Source organism: Streptomyces sp. f51, from assembly GCF_037940415.1.
Taxonomy (GTDB): Bacteria; Actinomycetota; Actinomycetes; order Streptomycetales; family Streptomycetaceae; genus Streptomyces.
Window position 1 is genome coordinate 5,812,095 of sequence record NZ_CP149798.1, and the last position, 26,213, is coordinate 5,838,307.

Genomic DNA, 26,213 nt, shown 5'->3' on the forward strand with positions numbered 1-26,213 from the left:
GAGGCCGGGGGGCGGGGCTCCGTCGCGCGGAGTCGAACGGTAGACCGCATATAAATGCTGAGCGTCGTATAGAATTCCAGACGTTCGGCCTCGTCCTCGTCCCCGTCATCCCTGGAGCGCCCCCATGGCGACAGTCCCGACCGCCCTCGCCGGCCGTCACTTCCTCAAGGAGCTGGACTTCACGGAGGAGGAGTTCCTCGGCCTGGTCGAGCTGGCCGCCGAGCTCAAGGCGGCCAAGAGGGCCGGGGCGGAGACCCGGTATCTGCACGGCAGGAACATCGCGCTGATCTTCGAGAAGACCTCGACGCGCACCCGCTGCGCCTTCGAGGTCGCGGCCGCGGACCAGGGCGCCTCGACGACGTATCTGGACCCGGCCGGCTCGCAGATCGGCCACAAGGAGTCGGTCAAGGACACCGCCCGGGTGCTCGGCCGCATGTTCGACGCCATCGAGTACCGCGGCGACAGCCAGGCCGCGGTGGAGGAGCTGGCCGACCACGCCGGAGTGCCCGTCTACAACGGACTCACCGACGACTGGCACCCCACCCAGATGCTGGCCGACGTCCTCACCATGACCGAGCACTGCGCCCGGCCGGTCGGTGAGATCGCCTTCGCCTATCTGGGTGACGCCCGTTTCAACATGGGCAACTCGTATCTGATCACCGGCGCGCTGCTCGGCATGGACGTCCGGATAGTGGCCCCGCGGGCCTACTGGCCGGCCGACGGGATCGTCGAGAAGGCCCGTGAACTCGCCGCGAAGAGCGGCGGCACCGTCACCCTCACCGAGCACGTGGGCGAGGGCGTGCGGGGCGCCGACTTCGTGGCCACCGACGTCTGGGTCTCCATGGGGGAGCCCAAGGAGGTGTGGGCCGAGCGCATCGGCGCCCTCGTCCCGTACGCCGTGACCATGGACGTGCTGCGCGCCACCGGCAACCCGGACGTCAGGTTCCTGCACTGCCTGCCGGCCTTCCACGACCTCGGCACCCAGGTCGGCCGCGACCTGTACGAGGCGCACGGACTCGACTCCCTGGAGGTCACCGACGAGGTCTTCGAGTCGGCGCACTCCGTCGTGTTCGACCAGGCCGAGAACCGGCTGCACACCATCAAGGCGATCATGGTCGCCACCCTGGGCCGCGCCCCGCTGCCGAACGGCCTCTAGAGCACGGGCTGACGCTGGGCGGGGATCACCGGCAGCCTGAACCAGACCGCCTTGCCCGAGTCGGTGGGGCGGTGCCCGCAGGCGGAACTGAGGGCGCGCAGCAGCAGCAGACCGCGCCCGTGCTCCTGCCAGGGATCCGGTTCGCCGGGCGGGTGGGGGAGAGTGAGATCGGCCGGCGGTGCCGGGTCCGGGTCGTGCACCTCGACGCGGCAGCCGGTCGGCATCAGCTCCACGACCAGCTCTATCGGTCCGTTGCCCGCGGTGTGCTCGACGGCGTTGGCGACCAGCTCCGCGGTGAGCAGCTCGGCGGTGTCGGTGTCTGCCGCGTGCTCCCGGTCCGCGAAGGCCCTGCGGACCAGGGCGCGGGCCACCGGCACGGCCGCGAAGGTGTGCGGCAGCGCGATGCGCCAGAAGGCGGGTGCTGGGGTGTCGTGCAAGTCGGGTCCGTTCGTGGAGCAGGCTGTCCTGCTTACAACCTTAGGAATGGTACGGCCACGTCGGGGAAACGCGCGCGGTGGGCTTTCTCGGGACATCGTCCGATGTGTTCCCCGGCGGCCGGGGCCTCCTTTCGGGACGTTCGGTCCGATACGGGCTGTGTACCCGGACGAACGGCCCTGCTCCCGTGTTCGCTCCCGCCGTTACGCGCCTGTCGACGATCCGTGACGCGGTGACGGAACGACCGCTCGGCTGATCGCCGGCTCCCGGTGTCACGATCGCCCTATCGCGCCCTCGTGACGACGGTCACGAACAAGTGATAAATTGACGGGACAGCCGTACAGCGTCGCCCCCGCCCTAGGAGGCCGCCCGCCATGAGTCCCTTCACCGGCTCCGCCGGCCGCACCGCCGACTGGCAGCATCTGAGGTACGAGGTCACCGACGGCGTCGCCACGGTCACGCTGGCCCGCCCCGAGAAACTCAACGCGCTCACCTTCGGTGCCTACGCCGACCTGCGCGACCTGCTCGCCGAGCTGTCCCGCGAGCGGTCCGTGCGTGCCCTGGTGCTCGCGGGCGAGGGCCGTGGATTCTGCTCCGGCGGCGACGTCGACGAGATCATCGGCGCGACCCTGTCCATGGACACCGCCCAGCTCCTCGACTTCAACCGGATGACCGGGCAGGTCGTCAGGGCCGTACGGGAGTGCCCGTTCCCGGTGATCGCCGCGGTGCACGGGGTGGCGGCGGGCGCCGGGGCCGTGCTGGCGCTGGCCGCGGACTTCCGGGTGGCCGACCCCAGCGCCCGCTTCGCCTTCCTCTTCACCCGGGTCGGGCTGTCCGGCGGCGACATGGGCGCGGCCTACCTGCTGCCCCGCGTGGTCGGGCTCGGCCACGCGACCCGGCTGCTGATGCTCGGCGAACCGGTGCGGGCGCCCGAGGCCGAGCGCATCGGGCTCATCAGCGAACTCACCGACGAGGGCCACGCCGACGAGGGTGCCCAGGCGCTGGCCCGCCGCCTCGCCGACGGCCCGGCGCTCGCGTACGCCCAGACCAAGGCGCTGCTCACCGCCGAACTCGACATGCCGCTCGCGGCCGCCGTCGAACTGGACGCGGCGACCCAGGCCCTGCTCATGAACGGCGAGGACTACGGCGAGTTCCACGCGGCCTTCACGGAGAAGCGGGCCCCGAAGTGGCGGGGGAGGTGAGTCCGGGATGCGGGTGAGCGGCGGTGCGAGGCGGGTCGCGGTGATCGGCGGAGGCCCCGGCGGACTGTACGCCGCAGCACTCCTCAAGCGCCTGGACCCGGACCGGGAGATCACCGTCTGGGAACGCAACGCGCCCGACGACACCTTCGGTTTCGGTGTCGTCCTCTCCGACGAGACCCTGGGCGGCATCGAGCACGCCGACCCGGTCGTGTACGCGGCCCTCCAGGCCGAGTTCGTCCGCTGGGACGACATCGACGTCGTGCACCGCGGAGTGCGGCACACCTCCGGCGGCCACGGCTTCGCCGCACTCGGGCGGCGCAGGCTCCTGGAGATCCTGCACGAACGCTGCCGCTCGCTCGGCGTCGACCTGCGCTTCACGGCCGAGGCCCCGCCGGTGGACGAGCTGATGACGGCCTACGACCTCGTCGTCGCCGCCGACGGCGTGCACAGCCTGGCGCGCGCGGCCCACCCCGAGGTGTTCCGGCCGTCCGTCGAGGAGCACCGCTGCCGCTACATCTGGCTCGCCGCCGACTTCGCCTTCGACGCGTTCCGCTTCGAGATCGCCGAGACCGAACACGGCGTGATGCAGCTCCACGGCTACCCGTACGCGGCCGACGCCTCCACCGTCATCATCGAGATGCGCGAAGAGGTCTGGCGGGCCTCGGGGTTCGCGGACCTCGGGGAGGAGGAATCGATCGAGCGGTGCGGCAAGATCTTCACGGACGCGCTCGGCGGACGTCCGCTGCGCGCCAACAAGTCGGCCTGGACGACGTTCCGCACGATCGTCAACGACCGCTGGTCGCACGGCAATCTGGTCCTGCTCGGCGACGCGGCGCACACCGCCCACTTCTCCATCGGCTCCGGCACCAAGCTCGCCGTCGAGGACGCCCTCGCGCTGGCCGCCTGCCTGGAGGAACAGCCCTCGCTGGAGAAGGCGTTGACGGCCTACGAGGAGGAACGGCGCCCGGTCGTCGCCTCCACCCAGCGCGCAGCCCGCGCGAGCCTCGACTGGTTCGAGAACCTGGGCCGCTATCTCGGCCAGCCCAGCAGGCAGTTCGCGTTCAACCTCCTGACCCGCAGCCGCCGCGTCACGCACGACAACCTGCGGCTGCGCGATCCGCGCTTCGTGGCCGCGGTCGAGCGCGAGTTCCGCTGCCCGCCGGGCACCCCGCCCATGTTCACCCCGTTCCGGCTGCGCGGTCTGACCCTGCGCAACCGGGTCGTCGTCTCGCCGATGGACATGTACTCGGCCGTGGACGGCGTCCCCGGCGACTTCCATCTCGTCCACCTGGGAGCCCGGGCCCTCGGCGGCGCCGGACTGGTGATGACCGAGATGGTGTGCGTCAGCGCCGAGGGGCGCATCACACCCGGCTGCGCCGGCCTCTACACCGCGCGCCAGGCCGAATCCTGGCGCCGGATCGTGGACTTCACCCACCGTCAGGCACCGGGCAGCGCGATCGGCCTCCAGCTCGGCCACGCCGGCCGCAAGGGCTCCACCCGGCTGATGTGGGAGGGCATCGACGAACCGCTGCCGGACGGCAACTGGCCGCTCGTGGCCGCCTCCCCGCTCCCGTACAAACCGGGCAGCCAGACCCCCCGCGAGCTGTCGCGGGCCCAGCTCACCGATCTGCGCGAGCAGTTCACCGCGGCCGCCTGCCGCGCCGCCCGCTGCGGGTTCGACCTCCTCGAACTGCACTGCGCCCACGGCTATCTGCTCTCGGGCTTCCTCTCCCCGCTGACCAACCGGCGCACCGACGCCTACGGCGGATCCCTGGAGAAGCGGCTGCGCTTCCCGCTCGAAGTCTTCGACGCCGTACGGGCGGTGTGGCCCGCGGAACGGCCGATGACCGTCCGCGTCTCCGCCACCGACTGGGCCGAGGGCGGCACCACCGGGGACGACGCGGTGGCCGTCGCACGGGCCTTCGCCGCGCACGGCGCCGACGCGGTGGACGTGTCGACCGGGCAGGTGGTGGCCGACGAACGCCCCGAGTACGGCCGTTCCTACCAGACGCCCTACGCGGACCGGATCCGCCACGAGACCGGACTCCCGGTGATCGCCGTCGGCGCCATCTCCTCCTGGGACGACGTCAACTCCCTGATCCTGGCCGGGCGTACGGACCTGTGCGCGCTCGCCAGGCCGCACCTGTACGACCCGAACTGGACGCTGCACGCGGCCGCCGAACAGGGCTACGAGGGGCCCGGCGCCGATTGGCCTGCGCCCTACCGCGCGGGCAGCCGCCGTCCCCAGACGGGCCGCACCGACGCCCCCAAACCCCGTCTCTCCCTCAGTACATGACGGAATCCGGGTGCCCCGGCCACGGGGGCACCCCGGCGAACTCCGCGCCCGCGTCCCGCAGTCGCTCGTGCAGAGCCCGGAACACGGTGGCCGAGCGGGCGCCCGGCCAGTCGTCGGGGAGCAGGGCCGCCGGCAACCCCGGGTCGGTGTAAGGGAGATGGCGCCAGGAGTCCAGAGCGAGCAGATAGTCGCGGTAGGCGTCCTCCGGCGGGGTCTGCGTCCGCTCCTCCCAGGCGCGCAGCACGGGCTCGTGCCGGCCGAGGAACGCCTCGTGCTCCTTGGCGATCGAGGTCAGGTCCCACCAGCGCGCCACCGCGTCCGCCGTGGCCGCGTACCCCAGGTGCTCACCGCGGAACAGCTCCACGTACCCGTCGAGCCGCAGCCGTTCCAGGGTGTGCCGGGTCTCCTCGTACAGCCGCGCCGGGGCGATCCACACCCCGGGAGCGGCCGTGCCGAAGCCGAGTCCGGCCAGCCGCGAGCGCAGGACGTGCCGCTTCTGCCGCTCCGACTCGGGCACGGAGAAGACGGCGAGCACCCAGCCGCCGTCCTCGGGCGGCGCCGTCGCGTACACCCGTCGGTCGCCGTCGTCGAGCAATTGCCGCGCGTCCGGCGACAAGCCGTACCCCGCGGAGCCCGCCGCGGTGCGCGCCGGCTCCAGCAGCCCGCGCCGCTTGAGCCGGGACACCGACGAGCGCACCGAGGGCGCGTCCACGCCGACCGCGGCGAGGAGCCGGATCAGCTCGGCCACCGGCACCGGGCCGGGGGCGAAACGGCCGTAGGCGCCGTAGAAGGTGACGATGAGGGACCGGGGGGCGTGGTGCTCTGACACGTTCATCACTCTAGTGGGCCAAGATCACTTGGGATCGCCGCTCGCGGGCAAGCCGCCCTCGGGAGCGGAGTCCGCGGCCGCACGCCCCGGGTCCTGGGTGGTGGCCGCACCGCTGTCGGCTCGGTCGCCGGAACGGTTCTCCTCGCGCAGTCTGAACCGCTGGAGCTTTCCCGTCGCCGTCCGCGGCAGCGCGTCGAGGAAGACGATCTCGCGAGGGCATTTGTACGGCGCCAGCTCGGACTTGAGGAAGGCCCGCAGCGCGTCCGCGTCCCTGGGAGCCCCCTCCTTGAGCACGGTGTAGGCGACCACGACCTGCCCGCGCGCCTCGTCGGACCGCCCGACCACGGCCGTCTCCACGACGTCGGGGTGCCGCAGCAGCGCGTCCTCGACCTCGGGTCCCGCGATGTTGTACCCCGCCGAGATGATCATGTCGTCGGCGCGGGCGACGTAGCGGAAGTAGCCGTCCGCGTCGCGCACATAGGTGTCACCGGTGATGTTCCAGCCGCCGCGCACGTACTCCCGCTGCCGGGGGTCGGCGAGATAGCGGCAGCCGACAGGACCGCGCACGGCGAGCAGACCGGGCTCGCCGTCCGGCACCGGCGTTCCGTCCGCGTCGACCACGCGTGCCTGCCAGCCCGGCACCGGCACCCCCGTCGTACCGGGGCGGATGTTCCCGTCGGCGGCGGAGATGAAGATGTGCAGCAGCTCGGTGGCGCCGATGCCGTTGATGATGCCGAGCCCGGTGCGCTCGCTCCAGTCCCGCCAGGTCGCGGCGGGCAGGTTTTCGCCGGCGGACACACAGCGCCGCAGCGACCCGATGTCGTGCCCGTCCGTCTCCGCCAGCTCCGCCAGCATCGCCCGGTAGGCGGTCGGCGCGGTGAACAGCACCGAGACCCGGTGCTCGGCGATCGCGGGCAACAGCTGCTTGGGGCCCGCCTGTTCGAGCAGCAGCGAGCAGGCGCCCGCGCGCAGCGGGAAGACCACGAGACCGCCGAGCCCGAACGTGAAGCCGAGCGGCGGACTGCCCGCGAAGACGTCGTCCTCGCGCGGCCGCAGCACATGCTCCGAGAACGTGTCCGCGATCGCCAGCACATCCCGGTGGAAGTGCGTACAGCCCTTGGGCCGTCCGGTGGTGCCCGAGGTGAAGGCGATCAGCGCCACGTCGTCGGCGGCCGTGTCCACCGCGGCGAAGGGCTCGTCGGGGGCGCCGGTGATCCGCAGCAGCAGATCGCCGGGCGCGTCACCGCCGTACGTCGTCACCCGCAGCCCGGGGACCTCCGCCTTCACCAGGTCGTCGACCGAGCGCACGTCGCACAGCGCGTGCGTCACCCGCGCGATCCCGCACATCGTGCTCAGTTCGTGCGACCGCTGCTGTGCCAGCACCGTGACCGCGACCGCGCCCGCCTTCAGCACCGCGAGCCAGCAGGCCGCCAGCCACGGTGTGGTCGGGCCGCGCAGCAGGACCCGGTTGCCCGGGACCACGCCCAGCTCGCCGGTCAGCACATGGGCGATCCGGTCGACCCGGGCGCGCAGTTGTCCGTAGGTCCAGGGCGCCCCCGACGGCGTACGGAACACCGGGCGTGCGGCGTCGGTGTCCGCGAGGAGCTCGGCCGCGCAGTTGAGCCGGACGGGGTAGCGCAGCCCCGGCAGGTCGAAGCGGAGCTCGGGCCACTGTTCGGGGGGCGGCAGATGATCGCGCGCGAAGGTGTCGACGTGGGCCGAGCGTGCCGGCCCCGGGGTGGCTGCGGAATCCAGGGGATCCACAAGGTCCATGGCGTCTCGCCCCCTTGCCTTGATGGGCTGCCTCGATGGCCGTCGTGGTGGGCGTCGTGGTGGGCTCGCACAGGGAGCGTATCGTGTTGGTGACGACAGTCAACGGTTCGCGATAACGTGGGTGACGTCCGATGGGGAGAGGGGACGGGCAATGACCGCATTCTCGCTCGATCCGGGGCAGACCGCCTGGTGTGCCGAGCTGCGCGCGCTGGCCGCGGACCACCTGCGCCCCCTGGCCGACAAGGGCGAGCCCGGTCATGTCAACCGGCCGCTCGTCGCCGCACTCGGCCGCCTCGGCCTGCTCTCCCGGCTGTTCTCCTCCGGCGCCCTCGATCTGTGCCTGATGCGCGAGTCGCTGGCCCAGGTCTGCACGGAGGCCGAGACCGCCCTGGCCCTCCAGGGACTCGGCGCCCATCCCGTCCACGCGTACGGCACGGCGGCCCAGCGCGCCCACTGGCTGCCCCGGGTCAGTGACGGCGAGGCCGTGGCGGCCTTCGCGCTCAGCGAGCCCGGCGCCGGTTCGGACGCCGCCGCCCTGGCGCTCCGGGCGGACGAGGACGGCACCGGCGGCTGGCGGCTCACCGGCGAGAAGTGCTGGATCTCCAACGCCCCCGAGGCCGACCTCTACACCGTCTTCGCCCGCACCACGCCCGGCGCCGGCGCCCGCGGTGTCACCGCCTTCCTCGTCCCCGCCGACCGCCCGGGACTCACCGGCACCCCGCTCGACATGCTCTCCCCGCACCCCATCGGCGCCCTCGCCTTCGACGCCGTACCCGTCACGGCGGACGACGTCCTGGGTGAACCCGGCCACGGCTTCCGGGTCGCGATGGGCACCCTCAACCTCTTCCGGCCGAGCGTGGGCGCCTTCGCCGTCGGCATGGCCCAGGCCGCGCTGGACGCCACCCTCGAACACACGGCGGCGCGCGAGGCGTTCGGCGGCCCGCTGAAGAACCTCCAGACCGTGTCCCACCAGGTCGCCGAGATGGCGCTGCGCACCGAGGCGGCCCGCCTGATGGTGTACGCGGCCGCGGCGGCGTACGACGACGGGGCGCCGGACGTGCCCCGGCGGGCCGCGATGGCGAAACTCCTCGCGACCGAGACCGCCCAGTACGTCGTCGACGCGGCCGTCCAACTGCACGGCGCCCGCGCCCTGCGCCGGGGCCACCTCCTCGAACACCTCTACCGCGAGGTGCGCGCGCCGCGCATCTACGAGGGGGCCAGCGAAGTCCAGCGGACCATCATCGCCAAGGAGTTGTACCGCGTATGACCGCCGAGCGCGTCAATCCGCCCGAACTCTCCCCGGCGGCCGGGTTCTCCCACGCCGTCGTCGCCACCGGGTCCCGGGTCGTCTTCCTGGCCGGACAGACCGCGCTGGACGTGAGCGGGAAGGTGGTGGGGGAGACCCTGCCCGAGCAGTTCGAGCGGGCGCTGGACAACCTGCTGACCGCGCTGCGCGCGGCGGGCGGCGCTCCCTCGGACCTCGCCCGGGTCACGGTCTATGCCACCGACGTCGCCGACTACCGCGCCCACGCCGCCGAACTGGGCCGAATCTGGCGCCGGTTGGCCGGTCGCGACTACCCCGCGATGGCCGTCGTCGGCGCCGTGCGCCTGTGGGACGAACAGGCGCTGGTCGAACTCGACGGCTTCGCCGTGCTGGCGTAGGACCGCGGGGCGCGCGGACGGTGGTTCAGGCCGCGACGGTCAGCCGGTCGGCGAACACCCGGTGCGGGGCGACCACACTGCCGTCGGGGAGCAGTTCACCGCTGTCGTCGAAGACGATCGCGCCGTCGCACAGCAGCTTCCAGCCCTGCTCGGGATGGGCCGAGACGGTGTGCACGGTGGCGGCGTCCGCGGACGGGCACGAAGACCGGTGTGAACACATGGTGCACCTCCACGTGGGATGCGAAGAGTGTCGGCGGCGCTGTCGTCGCCCTCGCATGACTAGAAGATGCGCGCACGGCGAACCGATCGGAACACCTGGCCGGTAAGCGTGACAACACGAGGACAACTCTCGGACGCCCCCGGGACGGACGGAGCCGGGCCGTCACGGGACGGGGTGAGCCTGCGCGCCAGCCGGACCGCACGAGTGGAGCCTGCGCGCCAGACCGGACGGGCCCCGTCAACTCGCCACCAATGGGGTGATGATCACCGGCCCCGGGGCCCTGGACCGGTACCTGTTGAGCACCCTTGCAGGTCCCCGCTCCAGGAGGTACCCCATGTTGTTCCGCCAGGCCGTCGGCACGGCCGCCGGTGCCGTGCTGCTCCTGCTCCTCGCCCCGTCCGCCGTCGCCCTGTCCGCCTCGTCCGAGGAGGTGACCGTGAACCCGACCGGCACGGTCGCGGCCGACGGCACCGTCACCCTCTCCGGCACCTACCGCTGCGCCGGCGCCTCGGGCCCCGTCTTCGTGTCCTCCTCGGTCTCCCAGGGAGACCCCCGGGTCAACCAGGGCATCGGCGGCACGACGGCACTCTGCGACGGCGCCGAGCACGCCTGGAGCAACTCGGCGAAGCCCACCCCCGGAAGCCTCAAGGCGGGCGCGGCCCACGTCCAGGCCACGCTCATGGAACTGAGCCCCACCGGACTCCCGCTCCCCACGTTCCACGCGGTACGGGACCAGGACGTCACGCTCGTCCAGGGCTGAGCGAGAACGCCGACGCGCCCTGCCGGACCCGCGGGTGAGCCGGTCCGGCAGGGCGCGCGTGTCGGGCGGGCGCGGTCGCCCCTCGACGGCGGCTCAGATGTCCCGGAAGATCTCGATCTGGGCGCCGATCGAGTTCAGGCGCTCCGCGAGGTCCTCGTAACCGCGGTTGATGACGTACACGTTGCGCAGCACCGAGGTCCCGTCGGCCGCCATCATCGCGAGCAGCACGACCACGGCGGGCCGCAGCGCGGGCGGGCACATCATCTCGGCGGCGCGCCAGCGGGTCGGGCCCTCGACGAGCACCCGGTGCGGGTCGAGCAGCTGGAGCCGGCCGCCGAGGCGGTTGAGGTCCGTCAGGTAGATCGCCCGGTTGTCGTAGACCCAGTCGTGGATCAGCGTCTGGCCCTGCGCGGTGGCCGCGATGGCCGCGAAGAACGGGACGTTGTCGATGTTCAGGCCCGGGAACGGCATCGGGTGGATCTTGTCGATGGGCGCCTCCAGCTTGGAGGGCCGCACCGTCAGGTCGATCAGCCGCGTACGGCCGTTGTCCGCGAAGTACTCGGGCGTGCGGTCGTGGTCGAGGCCCATCTCCTCCAGGACCGCGAGCTCGATCTCCAGGAACTCGATCGGCACCCGGCGGACCGTCAGCTCCGACTCGGTGACCACGGCGGCGGCGAGCAGGCTCATCGCCTCGACCGGGTCCTCCGAGGGCGAGTAGTCCACGTCGACGTCGATGTTCGGCACGCCGTGCACGGTGAGCGTCGTGGTGCCGATGCCCTCCACCCGTACGCCCAGGGCCTCCAGGAAGAAGCACAGGTCCTGGACCATGTAGTTGGAGGAGGCGTTGCGGATGACCGTGACGCCGTCGTGGCGGGCGGCCGCGAGCAGCGCGTTCTCGGTGACCGTGTCCCCGCGCTCGGTCAGCACGATCGGCCGTCCGGGCGTGACGGACCGGTCGACGCGGGCGTGGTAGAGGCCCTCGGTGGCGGCGATGTCGAGGCCGAACCGGCGCAGCGCGATCATGTGCGGCTCGATGGTGCGGGTGCCGAGGTCGCAACCGCCCGCGTAGGGCAGCTTGAAGGCCTCCAGGCGGTGCAGCAGCGGGCCGAGGAACATGATGATCGACCGCGTGCGGATGGCGGCCTCGTGGTCGATGGACTCCATGTCCAGCGCGCCGGGCGGCACGATCTCGAGGTCGACGCCGTCGTTGATCCAGCGGGTGCGGACGCCGATCGAGTTGAGGACCTCCAGAAGGCGGTAGACCTCTTCGATGCGCGCCACCCGGCGCAGGACCGTGCGCCCCTTGTTCAGGAGCGTGGCGCACAGCAGCGCGACACAGGCGTTCTTGCTGGTCTTGACGTCGATCGAGCCGGACAGGCGGCGCCCGCCCACGACCCGCAGATGCATCGGACCCGCATACCCGAGCGAGACGATCTCGCTGTCCAGCGCCTCACCGATCCGGGCGATCATCTCAAGGCTGATGTTCTGGTTGCCGCGCTCGATGCGATTGACGGCACTCTGACTTGTGCCGAGCGCCTCGGCGAGCTGCGACTGTGTCCAGCCCCGGTGTTGCCGGGCGTCACGGATGAGCTTGCCGATGCGTACGAGGTAGTCGTCTGCCATGGCGCGACCGTATATCGGATGTGAGATAAAGAAAAATGGAGCGCCGCCTTCCGGGTGGTGTGGGTCACCAGGCGGTGTTCGAGGGGCAGTTCGGGCGCTCCGCACCGGCGCGGCGACGGGCCCCACGCTGTGCCGGGTGCCCGGCGGGCCCGTGCCGCGGCCGGTGAATGCGGTGAAGATGCGCTTCCATGACGGTTCGTCGGTGCTGCGCCCTTTGTCGCTATTTACTCACTTTGACTTGCGCGTGGTCTTGCGCCACCCGAACGGCCCCGGCAGGTCCATCGACGTCGTCCGGCGTCCCGTGCTGCTGTGAGTGCGCTTCGGCCCGTGCTTTCCGCCCGAGGTGATGGACCACGACTTGCGGTTGATGTTGAGCCGCAGCCCGGGAAGGATGCGGAAGCTCTTGCGGAAGGTGAGCGGCATGGTGCCCCCTGAGTGGTGACGCCGGGGCGTTCCCGGCGGACACCGGGTACCCCCGAAAGGCCGCGGCGTGCCTGTCGATGGCCGCGGGGCGTCAAGTTCCTTGCGGCGGGGCGCGAATGCCGCCCCGTGGACGGGCGATGCCGGATGATGCGGGGCGTTCTCCTCATCGTGGGGCAAGAGGAACGGGGCGGACATGCGGGCGTGCGGACATGACCTGTCAGCCCCCATGCACTAGAGTTATCTCGACATCGAGATATCTGCCGAGGCGTACCGCAGCAGCACGCCGCCATCGATCCGTCGGTAAGGGTTACCTAACTTAGCCTTACCTTAGCGGATCGGCCATGGCGTCGTGGCGGCAGGATGCGGTGGGAACGCGCACATCAATGAAGGAGACTGTCGTGTCGGCGAACAGCTTCGACGCCCGCAGCACGCTGCACGTGGGCGACGAGTCGTACGAGATCTTCCGGCTGGACAAGGTGGAAGGCTCGGCTCGCCTTCCGTACAGCCTGAAGGTGCTGCTGGAGAACCTGCTCCGCACGGAGGACGGCGCGAACATCACCGCCGACCACATCCGGGCGCTCGGCGGCTGGGACTCGCAGGCCCAGCCCAGCCAGGAGATCCAGTTCACGCCCGCCCGCGTGATCATGCAGGACTTCACCGGCGTGCCCTGCGTCGTCGACCTCGCCACCATGCGCGAGGCCGTCAAGGAGCTCGGCGGCGACCCGGCCAAGGTCAACCCGCTCTCCCCGGCCGAGCTGGTCATCGACCACTCCGTCATCGCGGACAAGTTCGGCACGAAGGAAGCCTTCGGCCAGAACGTCGAGCTGGAGTACGGCCGCAACAAGGAGCGCTACCAGTTCCTGCGCTGGGGCCAGACCGCCTTCGACGACTTCAAGGTCGTCCCGCCGGGCACCGGCATCGTCCACCAGGTCAACATCGAGCACCTGGCCCGCACGGTCATGGTCCGTAACGGCCAGGCGTACCCCGACACGCTCGTCGGCACCGACTCGCACACCACCATGGTCAACGGCCTGGGCGTGCTCGGCTGGGGCGTCGGCGGCATCGAGGCCGAGGCCGCGATGCTCGGCCAGCCGGTCTCCATGCTCATCCCGCGCGTCGTCGGCTTCAAGCTGACCGGTGAGCTCACCCCCGGCACCACCGCCACCGACCTCGTGCTGACCATCACCGAGATGCTGCGCAAGCACGGTGTCGTCGGCAAGTTCGTCGAGTTCTACGGCGAGGGTGTGGCCGCCACGTCGCTGGCCAACCGCGCCACCATCGGCAACATGTCGCCGGAGTTCGGCTCCACCGCCGCGATCTTCCCGATCGACGGCGAGACCATCAAGTACCTCAAGCTCACCGGCCGCTCCGAGCAGCAGCTCGCGCTCGTCGAGGCGTACGCCAAGGAGCAGGGCCTCTGGCTCGACCCGGCCGCCGAGCCCGACTTCTCCGAGAAGCTGGAGCTCGACCTCTCCACGGTCGTCCCCTCCATCGCCGGCCCGAAGCGCCCGCAGGACCGCATCGTCCTCGCGAACGCCGCCGAGCAGTTCAAGAGCGACGTGCGCAACTACGTCGCCGACGACGACGAGGCGGGCAAGGAGTCCTTCCCGGCCTCCGACTCCCCGGCGGCCGCCAACGGCGTCCCGTCCAACCCGGTCACGGTCACGGCCCCCGACGGTTCGACCTACGAGATCGACCACGGCGCGGTGACGGTCGCGGCCATCACCTCCTGCACCAACACCTCGAACCCGTACGTCATGGTCGCCGCCGCGCTCGTCGCGAAGAAGGCCGTGGAGAAGGGCCTGACCCGCAAGCCGTGGGTCAAGACCACCCTCGCCCCGGGCTCCAAGGTCGTCACCGACTACTTCGACAAGGCGGGGCTCACCCCCTACCTCGACAAGGTCGGCTTCAACCTGGTCGGTTACGGCTGCACCACCTGCATCGGCAACTCCGGCCCGCTGCCGGACGAGGTCTCCAAGGCCGTCAACGACCACGACCTCGCGGTCACCTCGGTCCTCTCCGGCAACCGGAACTTCGAGGGCCGTATCAACCCCGACGTCAAGATGAACTACCTGGCCTCCCCGCCGCTGGTCGTCGCCTACGCCCTCGCGGGCTCCATGAAGGTGGACATCACCCGCGACGCGCTCGGCACCGACACCGAGGGCAAGCCGGTCTACCTGGCCGACATCTGGCCCTCCGAGGCCGAGGTCAACGACGTCGTGGCGAACGCCATCGGCGAGGACATGTTCAGCAAGTCCTACCAGGACGTCTTCGCGGGCGACGCCCAGTGGCAGGCGCTGCCGATCCCCGAGGGCAACACCTTCGAGTGGGACCCGCAGTCGACCTACGTGCGCAAGCCCCCTTACTTCGAGGGCATGACGATGGAGACCACCCCGGTCTCGGACATCGCCGGCGCCCGCGTGCTCGCCAAGCTGGGCGACTCGGTCACCACCGACCACATCTCCCCGGCCGGTGCGATCAAGGCCGACACCCCCGGAGGCAAGTACCTCACGGAGCACGGTGTCGAGCGTCGTGACTTCAACAGCTACGGCTCGCGCCGCGGCAACCACGAGGTCATGATCCGCGGTACGTTCGCCAACATCCGCCTGCGCAACCAGATCGCGCCGGGCACCGAGGGCGGCTACACCCGCGACTTCACCGTCGAGGGCGCGCCGGTCGCGTTCATCTACGACGCCTCGCGCAACTACATCGAGCAGGGCATCCCGCTGGTCATCCTGGCCGGCAAGGAGTACGGCTCCGGCTCGTCCCGCGACTGGGCCGCCAAGGGCACCGCGCTCCTCGGCGTCAAGGCCGTCATCGCCGAGTCGTACGAGCGCATCCACCGCTCGAACCTCATCGGCATGGGCGTCCTGCCGCTCCAGTTCCCGGAGGGCGTCACGGCCGAGTCCCTCGGTCTGACCGGCGAGGAGACCTTCTCCTTCACCGGCGTCGAGGAGCTCAACAACGGCACCACCCCCCGCACGGTGAAGGTCTCCACCGACACCGGCGTCGAGTTCGACGCGGTCGTCCGCATCGACACCCCCGGCGAGGCGGACTACTACCGCAACGGCGGCATCATGCAGTACGTGCTGCGCAACCTGATCCGCAACTGACCCGTCCGGTGACGCAGTTGTAGGGCAGCTCCGCAGGAGCAGAGGGCCGCATCCCCGTTCGTCGGGGGTGCGGCCCTTCGCCGTCGCCCCGAAGTCCTCCCAGGACATCGGCGCTGCTCAGGTGGAACACAGGGTTCCCTCAGCGCGCCGGGACACGATTGCCCCATGTACGACGCATCCGGGCCCGTTGTCGGCCGAGTCCGTGTCGGTCCCGTTCTCCCTCTCCGTCTCCCCGACTGCAACAGGCCACGGGAGTACGGGAGATGAGCTCGCCCGGCGGACACAGGCACCCGCGACCGCGACCGCGAGCGGACGGACGGCCCCCGCGCGCCCGTTCACCGCGAACGCGGTCCCCGATCACGCGCTTCAGGGCGTCTCCTCCGCACCCCCGGTCCCTGCGCACGCGTCTCCTCGCCCTCATCGGCCTGGCGCTCCTCGCGGTGTGCGTGACCATGGCCGTGTCCTCGGTCCTCGCGCAACGCGCCTATCTGCTGGACGACTTGGACCGGCGGGTCACCGAGGTTGCCGAGCGCGGCCGGCAAGAGGCCCTCGGCGGCGGGCCCGGCACCGGGACGGATCCGGCTTCGTTCGACGGCAGAGGGCTGCCGGTCGGCACGATCTCCGCCCGGCTCGACGTGAACGGGACCGTGGTCGCCGCCGAGGTCGTGCGCCGTTCCGGCGGACCGCGCGACCTGGGCGCCGCCCAGCGTTCCGCCCTCTCGGCCGTCGAGACGGACGGTTCCCCGCACACCCGCACCGTCCCCGGGCTCGGCACCTATCGCGTCGCCGTGCTCCAAGGCGGCGGACGGCCCCTGCTCACGGCCCTCCCGATGGACGACGTCCAGGGCGCGCTGCGGAGGCTGGCCGTGGTCGAGGCGGCGACAGCGGCCGCCGCCACCATGGTCGTGGGCTGCGCCTGTGCTGCCGTCATCCGGCATCGGCTCCGCCCCCTCGAACAGGTGACGGCCCTGGCGACCGAACTCTCGCGGCCACCGCTGCAACAGCGGGAGCCGACGACCCCGAACCGTCCCGGCGGAGCGACGACGACCGGCCCGGCCCGGGCGCCCGGGTGTGCGGCCGGTTCCGGCGGGGCGGCGACGGTCAGGACCTGGGTGGGTGAGCCCGGTCCCGGACCAGCCGACGAACCGACCGGCCCGGCCCGGGCCGCCGGTGGAGACGCCGGGCCCGGCGGAGCTTCGACGACCGGCCCGGTCCGGGCGCCCGGGTGTGCGGCCGGTTCCGGCGGGACGGCGACGGTCGGGACCTGGGTGGGTGAGCCCGGTCCCGGTCCGGCCGAGGAGCTGACCGGCCCGGCCCGGGCCGCCGGTGGAGACGCGGGGCCCGGCGGAGCTTCGACGACCGGCCGGGTCCGGGTGCCCGGGTGTGCGGCCGGTTCCGGCGGGGCGGCGGTGGTCCGGGCCCTGGCGGACGACCACGCCCCCGGACCTGCCGAGGAGCTGACCGGCCCGGCCCGGGCCGCCGATGGAGGCGCCGGGCACGGTGGGGCCGGTGTGGTCTCGGGCCGGGTGCCCGGACAGGGCTCGGGACCCGGCAGCGAGGCCGACCGGATCGGCGCCGCCCTCGGACTTCTCGTGGAGCGGGCCGAGGCCGCCGACGCCCGGCGCCTGCGCGGCGAGGAGCGCACGCGCCGCCTCCTCTCCGACGCGAGCCATGAACTCCGTACGCCCCTGGCCGCCGTCGCCGGATACGCCGAACTGATGACCAGGGGCCCCGGTCTCCTCGAACCCGCCACGGCCTGGCAGCGCGTGTCCGCCGAGTCGGCCCGGATGACGAGCCTCGTCGAGGATCTGTTGCTGCTCGCCCGGCTCGACGACGAACACCAGGCGCACCAGCGGGAGTTCGTGCGGCTGGATCTCGCCGTGCTCGCCGCCGAGGGCGTGCGGGCCGCGCGGGCCGCGGGGGAGGGCCACGTCTGGCGCCTGGGCCTGCTGCCGGAGTCCCCGGCCCTGGTGGCCGGCGACGAGGTCCGGCTCCGCCGGGCGGTCGGCAACCTGCTGACCAACGCCCGTGCGCACACACCGGCCGGCACGACGGTCGTCATCACGCTGGAGGCCACGGCCACGACCTGGATGCTCCGGGTCCGCGACGACGGCCCCGGCGTCCCGCCCGCCCTGCTGCCCCAGGTCTTCGAGCGCTTCACCCGCGCCGACGCCTCCCGCTCCCGGGTCTCTCCGGGCCACGGCGGCTCGGGCCTCGGCCTCGCCGTCACCGCGGCCGTCACGAAGGCGCACCACGGCCGTGTCCACGCCGAGAGCGCCCCGGGCCGTACGGAGTTCACCGTCGAACTCCCGGCCCTGCGGCCGCCGCCCGCGTCGCGTCTCCCGGCGGAACCGGGCCCGGGAGCGCACGCACCGGCCTGCGCACCGAGGACCGGGGAAGAGGCCACGGCCTTCCCCGGACGGTGAATCAGGACGGTCAATCCGGACAAGGAACAGGACGGTGAACCCAGATGGTGCCGACCCGCACCGGTGCGACCGGTGCTCCCGATGCGCCAGGCGTTTACAGGGGTTCCCGTTCGCGCTACCTTCCGAGTGAGGTGGGAGCGCTCCCATTCGGTGGACCGGAACCCGCCGGGGAGTCACTCCCACCTCGCCCCGATCCCGTACGCCCGCTGTCAGGTCGGCTGCACGGGCGAGGCTCGGGGCGGACCGGGCGGGTGGGTTCGGACCCACCCGGTCCGCGAGCCCGGACGGGAGGGGGAGGCCCTGCCCGGGATGGTGCGGCTTGTGACGACCGTGCTGCACGACAACGTTGTCGTTCGGTCTGTGCCCGACTCTATCGCCTCAACGGACAACGATGTCAAGAAGGTTGACGGCCTACCCCGGACCCGTTCGCGCCCCTCGGCTCATATCCCTCGGGCACCCGGGCGGGCGAGCGCCGGGCCCGTGCCGCCGCGGACCGCGACCGGCGCGCCCCAGGCCCCCTTGACTCCATCGGGGTGTCGGCGGGGCGCGTCCCGGGCGCCGCAGGCGGTCTTCCGTGGTACCCGTGGCGCACGTTACTGTCCCTGCGGCTTGTGCGACCCGTGGTGCGCGACCCGTCCGAAGGAGGAGGGGCCGCGTCATGCGTTTCCGTCCGTCATCGTTATTGCTGGCCGTCGCCCTGACGTTCGCCGGCGCCACCCCGGCGCTCGCCGAGCACGCGTCGGGGCCGCCGAAGCTCGTCAAGGACCCGACCACGTACGTCGATCCGCTCATCGGCACGAGGAACGGCGGCAACGTCTTCCCGGGCGCCGTCACGCCCTTCGGCATGCTCTCCTGGAGCCCGGAGAACACCCGCGGCGACGCCACCCGCACCGCCGCGCCCGGCGGCTACCAGTACGACGCCACGCGCGTCAGGGGCTTCAGCCTCACCCACATGTCCGGCACGGGATGCGCGGGCGGCAGCGGGGACATCCCGTTCTTCCCGTACGCGGGCGAGGTCACCTCGTCCCCGGCGACCGACACCAAGGACGCCGTCTACGCCTCCGGGTTCACCCACACCGACGAGGTGGCCGAGCCCGGTCACTACAAGGTGGGGCTGGCGTCCGGAGTGACCGCCGACCTCACGGCCACCGCCCGCACCGGCTCGGGCCGCTTCACCTTCCCGGCCGGCACACCCGCCTCCATGCTGATCCGCACCGCCAACTCCGAGGTCGGATCCACGGATTCGACCGTAAGGATCGACCCGGCGACCAGGACCGTCTCGGGCTCCGTCACCTCGGGCAACTTCTGCGGCTACCTCGACCCCGAGGGCCAACGTTCGTACTACACCCTGTACTTCACCGCGCGCTTCGACCGCGCCTTCAAGACCACCGGGACCTGGCGGGACGACCGGCTGAGCCCGGGGGCCACCGAGGCGAGCGGCGGCACCGGGGGCTTCGCCCAGGGCGGCCGGCCGCTCGCGGGCAAGGGGGCGGGCGGCTATGTGGAGTTCGAGCCCGGCACCGACCCCGTGAACGTCAAGGTCGGTATCTCCTACGTCAGCCAGGAGGGCGCCACCGCCAACCTGGAGGCCGAGAACCCGCCGGCGCGCTCCTTCGCCTCCGTCCAGGGCGCCGCCCACCGCGCCTGGCGTCGCAGTCTCGGCGCGATCGGCGTCGGCGGCGGCACCGACACCGACCGCACCACCTTCTACACCGCGCTCTACCACGCCCTTCTGCACCCGAACGTCATCAGCGACGCGGACCGCAGATACCGCGGCCCCGACGACAAGGTGCACACCGTCGGCCGGGGCCACGCGGCGCAGTACGGCACCTTCTCCGGCTGGGACGTCTACCGCTCCCAGGTCCAGCTTCTCACTCTGCTCGACCCGGACACCGGCTCCGACATCGCGCAGTCCCTCCTCGAACTCGCGCGTGAGAACGGGGGAGTCTGGGACCGCTGGCTGCACGGAGCGAGCGGCACGCACGTCATGAACGGCGATCCCTCGGCGCCCGCGCTCGCGGGCATCCGCGCCTTCGGCGGCACCGGCTTCGATCTGCGCGGCGCGCTCTCCTCCCTGGTGAAGGCGGCGACCGTGCCGACCGAGCAGGACCGGTCACCGGCCGGCAAGCCGGTGCTCTCGGCCGGCCAGCGCCCCTCGCTCGACAAGTACCTCGAACACCACTACATGCCGTCCGTGTCCAACGCCTGGGGCGGCGCGGCCGAGACGCTGGAGATGTCCGGCGCGGACTTCGCGATCTCCCAACTGGCCAGGGCCGCTGGGGAGAAGAAGACCGCCGCCGACTTCGCCGAGCGCTCCCAGTGGTGGCAGAACAACTTCAACATCGCGGCCGACCCCGGCGGCGGCTACATCGCCAACCGCAAGGCCGACGGCAGCTGGGTCACGGGCTTCACCCCGGCGACCGGGAACGGCTTCGTGGAGGGCACGGCGGCCCAGTACACCTGGATGGTGCAGCACGACCCGGCGGGCCTCTTCGCCGCGATGGGCGGGCGTGCCAGGGCTCTCGACCGGCTCGACACGTTCTTCCACGACGCGGACGGCGGCTGGGCGTTCAGCGGCAGCGGCGGTGACAAGTCCGAGCTGGACAACGAGCCGTCGGTCAACGTGCCCTATCTGTACGACTACGCGGGCGCGCCCTACAAGGCTCAGGAGACCGTCCGCGCGGCGATGACCCGGCTGTGGTCGACGCGGCCCGAGGGCATCCCCGGCAACGACGACCTCGGCGAGATGTCGTCCTGGTACGTCTTCTCCGCCCTCGGCATGTATCCGCAGGTGCCCTCCCGTGCCGAACTCGTCCTGGCCTCACCGCTGTTCCCCAGGATCGAGATCCGGCGCCCCGGCGGCGCCGACATCGAGATCCGGGCCCGGGGCGCGGCCGCGGACGCCCCGTACGTCCAGTCGTTGCGGGTGGACGGCCGCGGCAGCGGCAGGCCCTGGCTCCCGGCCTCCTTCGTCCGTGACGGCGGCACCCTCGACTACACGCTGTCCGCGACGCCCGACAGGACCTGGGGGAGCGCCGAGTCGGCCGCGCCGCCCTCCTTCCGCACGGGCGAGCAGCCGTACCAGATCGGTGTGGGCCCGACGGCCGCGACCCTCGCGCCCGGTGGCAGTACCGCGCTCGACATCCGCGCGCTCGCCCTGGGCGGGGGAGCGGGTCCCGAGGTCCGCTTCCACGTGGACGTGCCCGCGGGGGTGAACGCGACGCCCTCGGCCGGCACGGTGAGTGACGGTGCCCAGCGGATCGTCCTCACCGCCGCCGACGACGCCGAGCAGGGGTTCTACGACGCCAAGGTGTCCGTCACCTCGGGCGACACGTCGTACACGCAGCCGGTGGCGCTCACCGTCGCGGCCCCCGGCTCCCTCCTCGCGGCCTACGACAACACCGGTGTCTCGGACGACGCCGGGGACCATTCCGAGGCCGACTACGACGGCGGAGGCTGGAGTTACTCCCGTCAGGCACTCGCCGACGCGGGGCTGACTCCGGGCGGCCGGGGGACGGTGGACGGTCTCGCCTACACCTGGCCGAAGTCCCCGTCGGGCCGCCCCGACAACGCCTCGGCCACCTCGCAGACCGTCCAACTGAGCGAGCCGGCGACCCGGTTGTCCTTCATCGGCAGCGCCGTGAACGGCAATCAGGAGACCCGGGCCACCGTCACGTACAGCGACGGCGGCACCGACTCCGTCGATCTGTCCTTCACCGACTGGACCGTGGGCGGTGGGGGCGGGACCGTCCAGTACGGCAACGAGACCATCGCGAAGACCGCGTACCGCAATGTCGCGGGCGCCGACAAGGACCCGGTGGCCACCTACGTCTTCGCCACCGAGCCGTTCACGGCACCGGAGGGGAGGACGATCAGGAGCGTCACGTTCCCTGACGACGCCGATCTGCACGTCTTCACCCTCGCGGTGGGCTGACGCACGAGAACGCCCGCGCACGAACGAGGGGCGGGCCCGGAGTCACCTCCGGGCCCGCCCCCTTTTCTCTCTCCGCCGAGTGCGGCTAGGCCAGCAGTTCCACCTCCGCGAGGGTCGACTCGCCGTCGAGGACGAGTCGGTAGTGGGCGTACGAGCCCGGGGACGCGACCGTGAACACCCGGGTCTGCCGGTCCCAGGGGAAGGACTCACCGGAGCGCTTGTCGAGGTCCGTCCAGGTCGTCCCGTCCGCGGAGCCCTGCAAGGTCCATCCGGTCGGCGCCTTGGTGTGGTCCGAGGAGGTCAGTGTGTACTGGACTCCCCGGGTGTCGCCGCCGACCGGCAGGTCCACCGAGGTGACGGTGGCGTCCGTGGCCGAGGTGTTGTCGAACAGGGGACCGTCCCCCTTGAGGGTGTCCGCGCGCGGCGCGGGCACCTTGTCGTCCTCGGTGACCGAGACCGGTGCCGCGTCCTTGCCGGTGCCCCACGAGGACGGCTCGGCGCCCATGTCGAACTCCAGGACACCGCCTCGGGTGATGAGCGAATGGGGGAGCGAAGTCGAGTTCCATCGCTTGCCGTTGAACCGGACCCCCTGCACGTACACGTTCTTCGTGCTGTTGCGGGGGGCCTTGACGACCAGGTCCTTGCCGTTCTCCAGGTGGACCGTCGCCTTCGTGAACAGGGGCGATCCGATGGCGTACTCGCCGCTGCCCATCACCAGCGGATAGAAGCCGAGCGAGGAGAAGAGGTACCAGGCCGACTGCTCGCCGTTGTCCTCGTCGCCGTGGTAGCCCTGTCCGATCTCGCTGCCGGTGTAGAGACGGGACAGGACCTCGCGGATGTTCTTCTGGGCCTTCCAGGGCTGCCCGGCCGCGTCGTACATGTAGTTCACGTGGTGGGCCACCTGGTTGGAGTGCCCGTACTGGCCCATCCGCACATCCCTGGCCTCGGTCATCTCGTGGATGACCCCGCCGTAGGAGCCGACGGTGTCGGGCGAGGCCGTCTCGGGGGTGGAGAAGTACGTGTCGAGCTTGTCCGCGAGCGCGGCCCGGCCGCCGTACAGGTTGGCGAGACCGCGTGAGTCCTGCGGCGCGGTGAACGCGTAGCCCCAGCCGTCGGTCTCGGTGTAGTCGTAACCCCACACGCGCGGGTCGTACGTGGCGGAGTCGACCCGCCAGTTCCCCTTGGCGTCGCGGCCCTGGAAGAAGCCGGCCTTGGAGTCGAAGAGGTTCACGTAGTCCTGGGAGCGGTTCAGGAAGTAGTCCGACTCCTCCTTGTAGCGCTTCTCGCCGGTCTTCCTGTAGAGCGCCTTGCCCATCTGGGCGATGCCGTAGTCGTTGACGTAGCCCTCCATGGCCCAGGACAGGCCCTCGCCCGTGGACGTGCTCGTGTAGCCGAGGAAGGGGGAGGTGGCCATGCCCTTGCGGCCCACGCCGGAGGTCGGGGGGACCACCGTCGCGTTCTTCAGGGCCGCGTCGTACGCCGACTTGGCGTCGAAGTCGACGCCCTTGACGTACGCGTCCGCGAACGCCACGTCCGACGAGGTGCCGGTCATGAGGTCCGCGTAGCCGGGCGAGGACCAGCGCGAGGTCCAGCCGCCGTCCTTGTACTGCTGCACGAACCCGTCGACCATCTCCCCGGCCTGATGGGGCGTCAGGAACGAATAGGCCGGCCAGGTCGTGCGGTAGGTGTCCCAGAAGCCGTTGTTGACGTACACCTTGCCGTCGACGATCTTCGCCCCGGTGTGGGTCGCGGTGTCCGGACCCGGCATCGGGGAGAACGGCGAGGCGTACTGGTACGTCGAACCCACCTTCTCGAAGCCGGAGTTCGGGTAGAGATAGAGCCGGTACATGCTGGAGTAGAGGGTGGTCAGCTGGTCCGGGGTCGCGCCCTGCACCTCGATCCGGCCGAACAGCCGGTCCCACTGCCGGCGCGCGTCCTTCTTGACGGCGTCGAACGAGGTGCCGTCCGGGATCTCCTGGCGCAGGTTGTCCTTGGCCTGGTCGATGCTGATGAGCGAGGTGGCCAGGCGCAGGGTGACGGTGTGGTCGGCACCGGCCTTGAACCTCATGTAGCCCTTGACCCCGCTCGCGGAGCCCTCGGTCACCGGCGCGTCGAAGACTCCGTAGACGAAGAGCCGGGTGGCGCCGGTCGACAGGCCCGACTTGACGTCCGAGTACCCGGTGACGACGCCCGCCGAGGTGTCGAGCGTCAGGCCCGCCTGCTCGGTGACGTTGTCGAAGATCACGCTCGCGTCGTCGCCCGGATAGGTGAACCGCAGGGCGGCGGCGTGATCGGTCGGGGCCATCTCCGCCTTGAGACCGTTCTCGAAGGTCACCCCGTAGTAGTACGGCCGCGCGGTCTCGTTCTCGTGCCGGAAGGCCAGTTCACGGGCGGTCCGGCCGGTGTCCGGGGTGCCGGAGGCGGCCGACGGCATCACCTGGAAGGTCTGCCGGTCGCCCATCCAGGGGCTCGGCTCGTGGCTCGCGCTGAACGCCTGGATGGTGGGCAGGTTGTCCGCGTTGTTGGCGCGGGCGTAGTCGTACAGCCAGCTCAGCGAGCCCGCGTTGGTCACCGGCGTCCAGAAGTTGAAGCCGTGCGGGACGGCCGTCGCCGGGAAGTCGTTGCCCCGCGAGAAGCCGCCGCTGGAGTTGGTGCCGCGGGTGGTGAGCGCGTAGTCGGCCAGATGCCGTGCGGGCTTCTGCGGAGCGGCCCGGCGCAGCGCGACGTCGTCGAGCCAGCCGCGGAACTTCGCGGGGCCCTTCGGCGAGTCGTAGGCGAGGAGGATCCGGTCGACGGTCTTCCCGGCCGCGACGGAACCGATCCGCGAGGTCACGTTGTTCCACTGGTTGACGTACAGCACCTTGGCGGCGCCCTGGCCCTGCGGTGTCAGCGCGAATCCGTGGCTGTCCACGGCGTTCAGAGCGCTCAGCGAGGTGCCGTCGGTGAAGACCAGGTCCACGGCCACGTTCGTGGCGTCGTAGTCCCGGTCGCCGTCCGCCATCGACGGGAAGATCCGGTACGACAGTTCGGTGTCGCGCCCGACGGCCACGTTCACGTCGAAGACCTTGTTGTACGAGTACGCACGGCCGTCACCCTTGTGGGTGCCGGCGTAGCGCAGGGCCCGCTTGCCGGTGAACCCCGCGCCCGCCTTGGCGGTCGGCGAGCCGCTGGGACCCCGGTCCACGAGGGAAAGCATGTCCTTGGGCGTCGGGTCGTCGCTCCGACCCGTCGAGAACTGGACGTCGGCGATCTGGAGGATGTCGCCGCCGTTGTTCTTCGTGACGTCGAGCCGGAAGTGCTGGTACTCGACGGGACTCTGGATGTCGTACGTCTTCGTCTGGAACCGCTCGCCGAAGGACTCGCCGGAGCGGGTGTCGAGGGTCTTCCAGTCCTTGCCGTCGGTGGAGCCCTGGAGGGTCCAGTCCGCGGGGTCGCGCTCGTCGTGGTCGTTTGCGGATGTGAGCGCGTACGTGACCGCCTTGACCGGCGCGTCCAGGTCGAACTCCGCCCAGCCGGTGGGCTCGAAGGTCAGCCACTTGGTGCCGGCCTCGCCGTCGACGAGGTTCTCCTTGACCTCGCCCGCGCCGGTGTTCTCGCCGCTCGCCCGCACGTCGGTGACGTGGTCGGTCACATTGCCGGGGATGCCGGTGCTGTACCCGCCGTCGACGCCCGAGGACCGCTTCGTCCCGTCGGGGGCGGTGTCCACCGTGTTGAGCCAGTCCGGGGCCGGATCGCCCGGTTCGAACGAGGAGCTGAACTCCCGGTCGGCCTTGGCCGCTTGGGCGGGCAGGGCGACCGCGACGCCCTGGGAGGCCGCTAACAGGGAAAGGGCCGCCACCCCCAGTGCCGCCGAGGAACGCCATCCGGTCCGACGCGTGGAACTCTGTCTGTACCGAGCTCTGTGCTGCATACGCGGGCACTCTCCCTGCACGTGGACAACGTTGTCACTTTGCTGCGCAAGGTCCATTTGGGCGTCAAGTTGACAGTGATGTCAAGGGTGTTGGGTGCGGCATCCGGGGTGAATACCGTGTGACGAACCGTGCATTGCGTTCATTGCGGGAGGCCGGCGTCCGTGGGCCTTCGCCGGGGTGGTCCTGGGCTGCCCCATATTTCCGGGAGGTCTCAACTCGGAAAAGACCGACGGCCAAACCTGCATTCGATCTTGCTCCGTTGGCGGGAAGTGGACTATACCTGTCGCGTCCGGCCAGTCGATCGACTGGCCCTGGACAGGCAGGACCCAGGGGGGAATTTCGCGGGACGGCGGAACGTGGTCCGTACACGTACTGTCGGTTCGTCCCACTGAATCCCCCATGCACGACCCCAGCTTGAACTGACCGCGGTGCCGGGGAGGATCCGGTTCA

16 protein-coding genes are annotated in these 26,213 nt (G+C 71.4%); 9 read left to right on the forward strand and 7 right to left on the reverse strand.

What is annotated here, in order from left to right; all coding sequences use genetic code 11:
• Positions 1 to 124 precede the first annotated feature (124 nt).
• Positions 125 to 1,156, forward strand: a complete 1,032-nt coding sequence (gene argF / locus WJM95_RS25285; protein WP_339132081.1) for an ornithine carbamoyltransferase — start codon at positions 125 to 127, stop codon at positions 1,154 to 1,156.
• On the opposite strand, the gene WJM95_RS25290 is transcribed toward argF, so the two are convergent.
• Positions 1,153 to 1,593, reverse strand: a complete 441-nt coding sequence (locus WJM95_RS25290) for an ATP-binding protein (RefSeq protein WP_339132082.1) — start codon at positions 1,591 to 1,593, stop codon at positions 1,153 to 1,155. The genes argF and WJM95_RS25290 overlap by 4 nt on opposite strands.
• 372 nt (positions 1,594 to 1,965) lie before the next feature.
• Here WJM95_RS25290 and WJM95_RS25295 point away from each other — a divergent pair, with 372 nt between their 5' ends.
• Both WJM95_RS25295 and WJM95_RS25300 read left to right on the forward strand, forming a co-directional pair.
• Positions 1,966 to 2,793, forward strand: a complete 828-nt coding sequence (locus tag WJM95_RS25295) for an enoyl-CoA hydratase family protein (RefSeq protein WP_339132083.1) — start codon at positions 1,966 to 1,968, stop codon at positions 2,791 to 2,793.
• Between the two features lie 7 nt (positions 2,794 to 2,800).
• Positions 2,801 to 5,089: a bifunctional salicylyl-CoA 5-hydroxylase/oxidoreductase gene (locus WJM95_RS25300; RefSeq protein WP_339132084.1), complete on the forward strand. Its 2,289-nt coding sequence runs from the start codon at positions 2,801 to 2,803 to the stop codon at positions 5,087 to 5,089.
• Here WJM95_RS25300 and WJM95_RS25305 read toward each other — a convergent pair.
• Positions 5,079 to 5,927: a PaaX family transcriptional regulator C-terminal domain-containing protein gene (locus WJM95_RS25305; RefSeq protein WP_339132085.1), complete on the reverse strand. Its 849-nt coding sequence runs from the start codon at positions 5,925 to 5,927 to the stop codon at positions 5,079 to 5,081. The genes WJM95_RS25300 and WJM95_RS25305 overlap by 11 nt on opposite strands.
• 15 nt (positions 5,928 to 5,942) lie before the next feature.
• Positions 5,943 to 7,691: an AMP-binding protein gene (locus WJM95_RS25310; protein WP_339132086.1), complete on the reverse strand. Its 1,749-nt coding sequence runs from the start codon at positions 7,689 to 7,691 to the stop codon at positions 5,943 to 5,945.
• A gap of 151 nt (positions 7,692 to 7,842) precedes the next feature.
• Here WJM95_RS25310 and WJM95_RS25315 point away from each other — a divergent pair, with 151 nt between their 5' ends.
• Positions 7,843 to 8,958, forward strand: a complete 1,116-nt coding sequence (locus WJM95_RS25315) for an acyl-CoA dehydrogenase family protein (RefSeq protein WP_339132087.1) — start codon at positions 7,843 to 7,845, stop codon at positions 8,956 to 8,958.
• The gene (locus WJM95_RS25320; protein ID WP_339132088.1) at positions 8,955 to 9,353 is read left to right on the forward strand and encodes a RidA family protein; all 399 of its coding nucleotides are present in this window, start codon (positions 8,955 to 8,957) and stop codon (positions 9,351 to 9,353) included. Before WJM95_RS25315 ends, WJM95_RS25320 begins: the two co-directional genes overlap by 4 nt.
• A gap of 25 nt (positions 9,354 to 9,378) precedes the next feature.
• Here the strand turns inward: WJM95_RS25320 and WJM95_RS25325 are convergent, their stop codons facing one another.
• Complete coding sequence (locus WJM95_RS25325; protein WP_339132089.1) at positions 9,379 to 9,573, reverse strand: DUF5999 family protein; 195 nt, start codon at positions 9,571 to 9,573, stop codon at positions 9,379 to 9,381.
• A 334-nt stretch (positions 9,574 to 9,907) separates the two neighbouring features.
• Between WJM95_RS25325 and WJM95_RS25330 the strand changes: the two genes are divergently transcribed.
• A complete protein-coding gene (locus tag WJM95_RS25330) occupies positions 9,908 to 10,333 on the forward strand; it encodes a DUF6299 family protein (RefSeq protein WP_339132090.1) in 426 nt (141 codons plus the stop codon).
• 93 nt (positions 10,334 to 10,426) lie between these two features.
• Here WJM95_RS25330 and WJM95_RS25335 read toward each other — a convergent pair whose 3' ends face one another.
• Positions 10,427 to 11,956 carry a UDP-N-acetylglucosamine 1-carboxyvinyltransferase gene (locus WJM95_RS25335; RefSeq protein ID WP_339132091.1) on the reverse strand — a complete coding sequence of 510 codons (1,530 nt, stop codon included), beginning with the start codon at positions 11,954 to 11,956 and terminating at the stop codon, positions 10,427 to 10,429.
• A gap of 228 nt (positions 11,957 to 12,184) precedes the next feature.
• The gene (locus WJM95_RS25340) at positions 12,185 to 12,379 is read right to left on the reverse strand and encodes a DUF4236 domain-containing protein (RefSeq protein WP_339132092.1); all 195 of its coding nucleotides are present in this window, start codon (positions 12,377 to 12,379) and stop codon (positions 12,185 to 12,187) included.
• A 398-nt stretch (positions 12,380 to 12,777) separates the two neighbouring features.
• Here WJM95_RS25340 and acnA point away from each other — a divergent pair, with 398 nt between their 5' ends.
• From acnA to WJM95_RS25355, 3 genes are all read left to right on the forward strand, one after another.
• Positions 12,778 to 15,492 (forward strand): aconitate hydratase AcnA, encoded by a 2,715-nt coding sequence (gene acnA, locus WJM95_RS25345; RefSeq protein ID WP_339132093.1) that lies wholly within the window; start codon positions 12,778 to 12,780, stop codon positions 15,490 to 15,492.
• Positions 15,493 to 15,944: 452 nt separating this feature from the next.
• Positions 15,945 to 17,918 carry a HAMP domain-containing sensor histidine kinase gene (locus WJM95_RS25350; RefSeq protein ID WP_339132094.1) on the forward strand — a complete coding sequence of 658 codons (1,974 nt, stop codon included), beginning with the start codon at positions 15,945 to 15,947 and terminating at the stop codon, positions 17,916 to 17,918.
• Between the two features lie 658 nt (positions 17,919 to 18,576).
• The gene (locus WJM95_RS25355) at positions 18,577 to 21,852 is read left to right on the forward strand and encodes a GH92 family glycosyl hydrolase (protein ID WP_339132095.1); all 3,276 of its coding nucleotides are present in this window, start codon (positions 18,577 to 18,579) and stop codon (positions 21,850 to 21,852) included.
• An 85-nt stretch (positions 21,853 to 21,937) separates the two neighbouring features.
• Here the strand turns inward: WJM95_RS25355 and WJM95_RS25360 are convergent, their stop codons facing one another.
• Positions 21,938 to 25,675: a GH92 family glycosyl hydrolase gene (locus tag WJM95_RS25360; RefSeq protein ID WP_339135836.1), complete on the reverse strand. Its 3,738-nt coding sequence runs from the start codon at positions 25,673 to 25,675 to the stop codon at positions 21,938 to 21,940.
• Positions 25,676 to 26,213 lie beyond the last annotated feature (538 nt).

Excerpts from the sequence above, each read along its gene's own strand:
- WJM95_RS25315 (WP_339132087.1), top strand. The coding sequence starts at position 7,843 with ATGACCGCATTCTCGCTCGATCCGGGGCAGACCGCCTGGTGTGCCGAG.
- WJM95_RS25355 (WP_339132095.1), top strand. The coding sequence starts at position 18,577 with ATGCGTTTCCGTCCGTCATCGTTATTGCTGGCCGTCGCCCTGACGTTC.
- WJM95_RS25300 (WP_339132084.1), top strand. The coding sequence starts at position 2,801 with ATGCGGGTGAGCGGCGGTGCGAGGCGGGTCGCGGTGATCGGCGGAGGC.
- WJM95_RS25320 (WP_339132088.1), top strand. The coding sequence starts at position 8,955 with ATGACCGCCGAGCGCGTCAATCCGCCCGAACTCTCCCCGGCGGCCGGG.
- argF (WP_339132081.1), top strand. The coding sequence starts at position 125 with ATGGCGACAGTCCCGACCGCCCTCGCCGGCCGTCACTTCCTCAAGGAG.
- WJM95_RS25330 (WP_339132090.1), top strand. The coding sequence starts at position 9,908 with ATGTTGTTCCGCCAGGCCGTCGGCACGGCCGCCGGTGCCGTGCTGCTC.
- WJM95_RS25340 (WP_339132092.1), bottom strand. The coding sequence starts at position 12,379 with ATGCCGCTCACCTTCCGCAAGAGCTTCCGCATCCTTCCCGGGCTGCGG.
- WJM95_RS25335 (WP_339132091.1), bottom strand. The coding sequence starts at position 11,956 with ATGGCAGACGACTACCTCGTACGCATCGGCAAGCTCATCCGTGACGCC.
- WJM95_RS25350 (WP_339132094.1), top strand. The coding sequence starts at position 15,945 with ATGGCCGTGTCCTCGGTCCTCGCGCAACGCGCCTATCTGCTGGACGAC.
- WJM95_RS25310 (WP_339132086.1), bottom strand. The coding sequence starts at position 7,691 with ATGGACCTTGTGGATCCCCTGGATTCCGCAGCCACCCCGGGGCCGGCA.
- WJM95_RS25325 (WP_339132089.1), bottom strand. The coding sequence starts at position 9,573 with ATGTGTTCACACCGGTCTTCGTGCCCGTCCGCGGACGCCGCCACCGTG.
- WJM95_RS25295 (WP_339132083.1), top strand. The coding sequence starts at position 1,966 with ATGAGTCCCTTCACCGGCTCCGCCGGCCGCACCGCCGACTGGCAGCAT.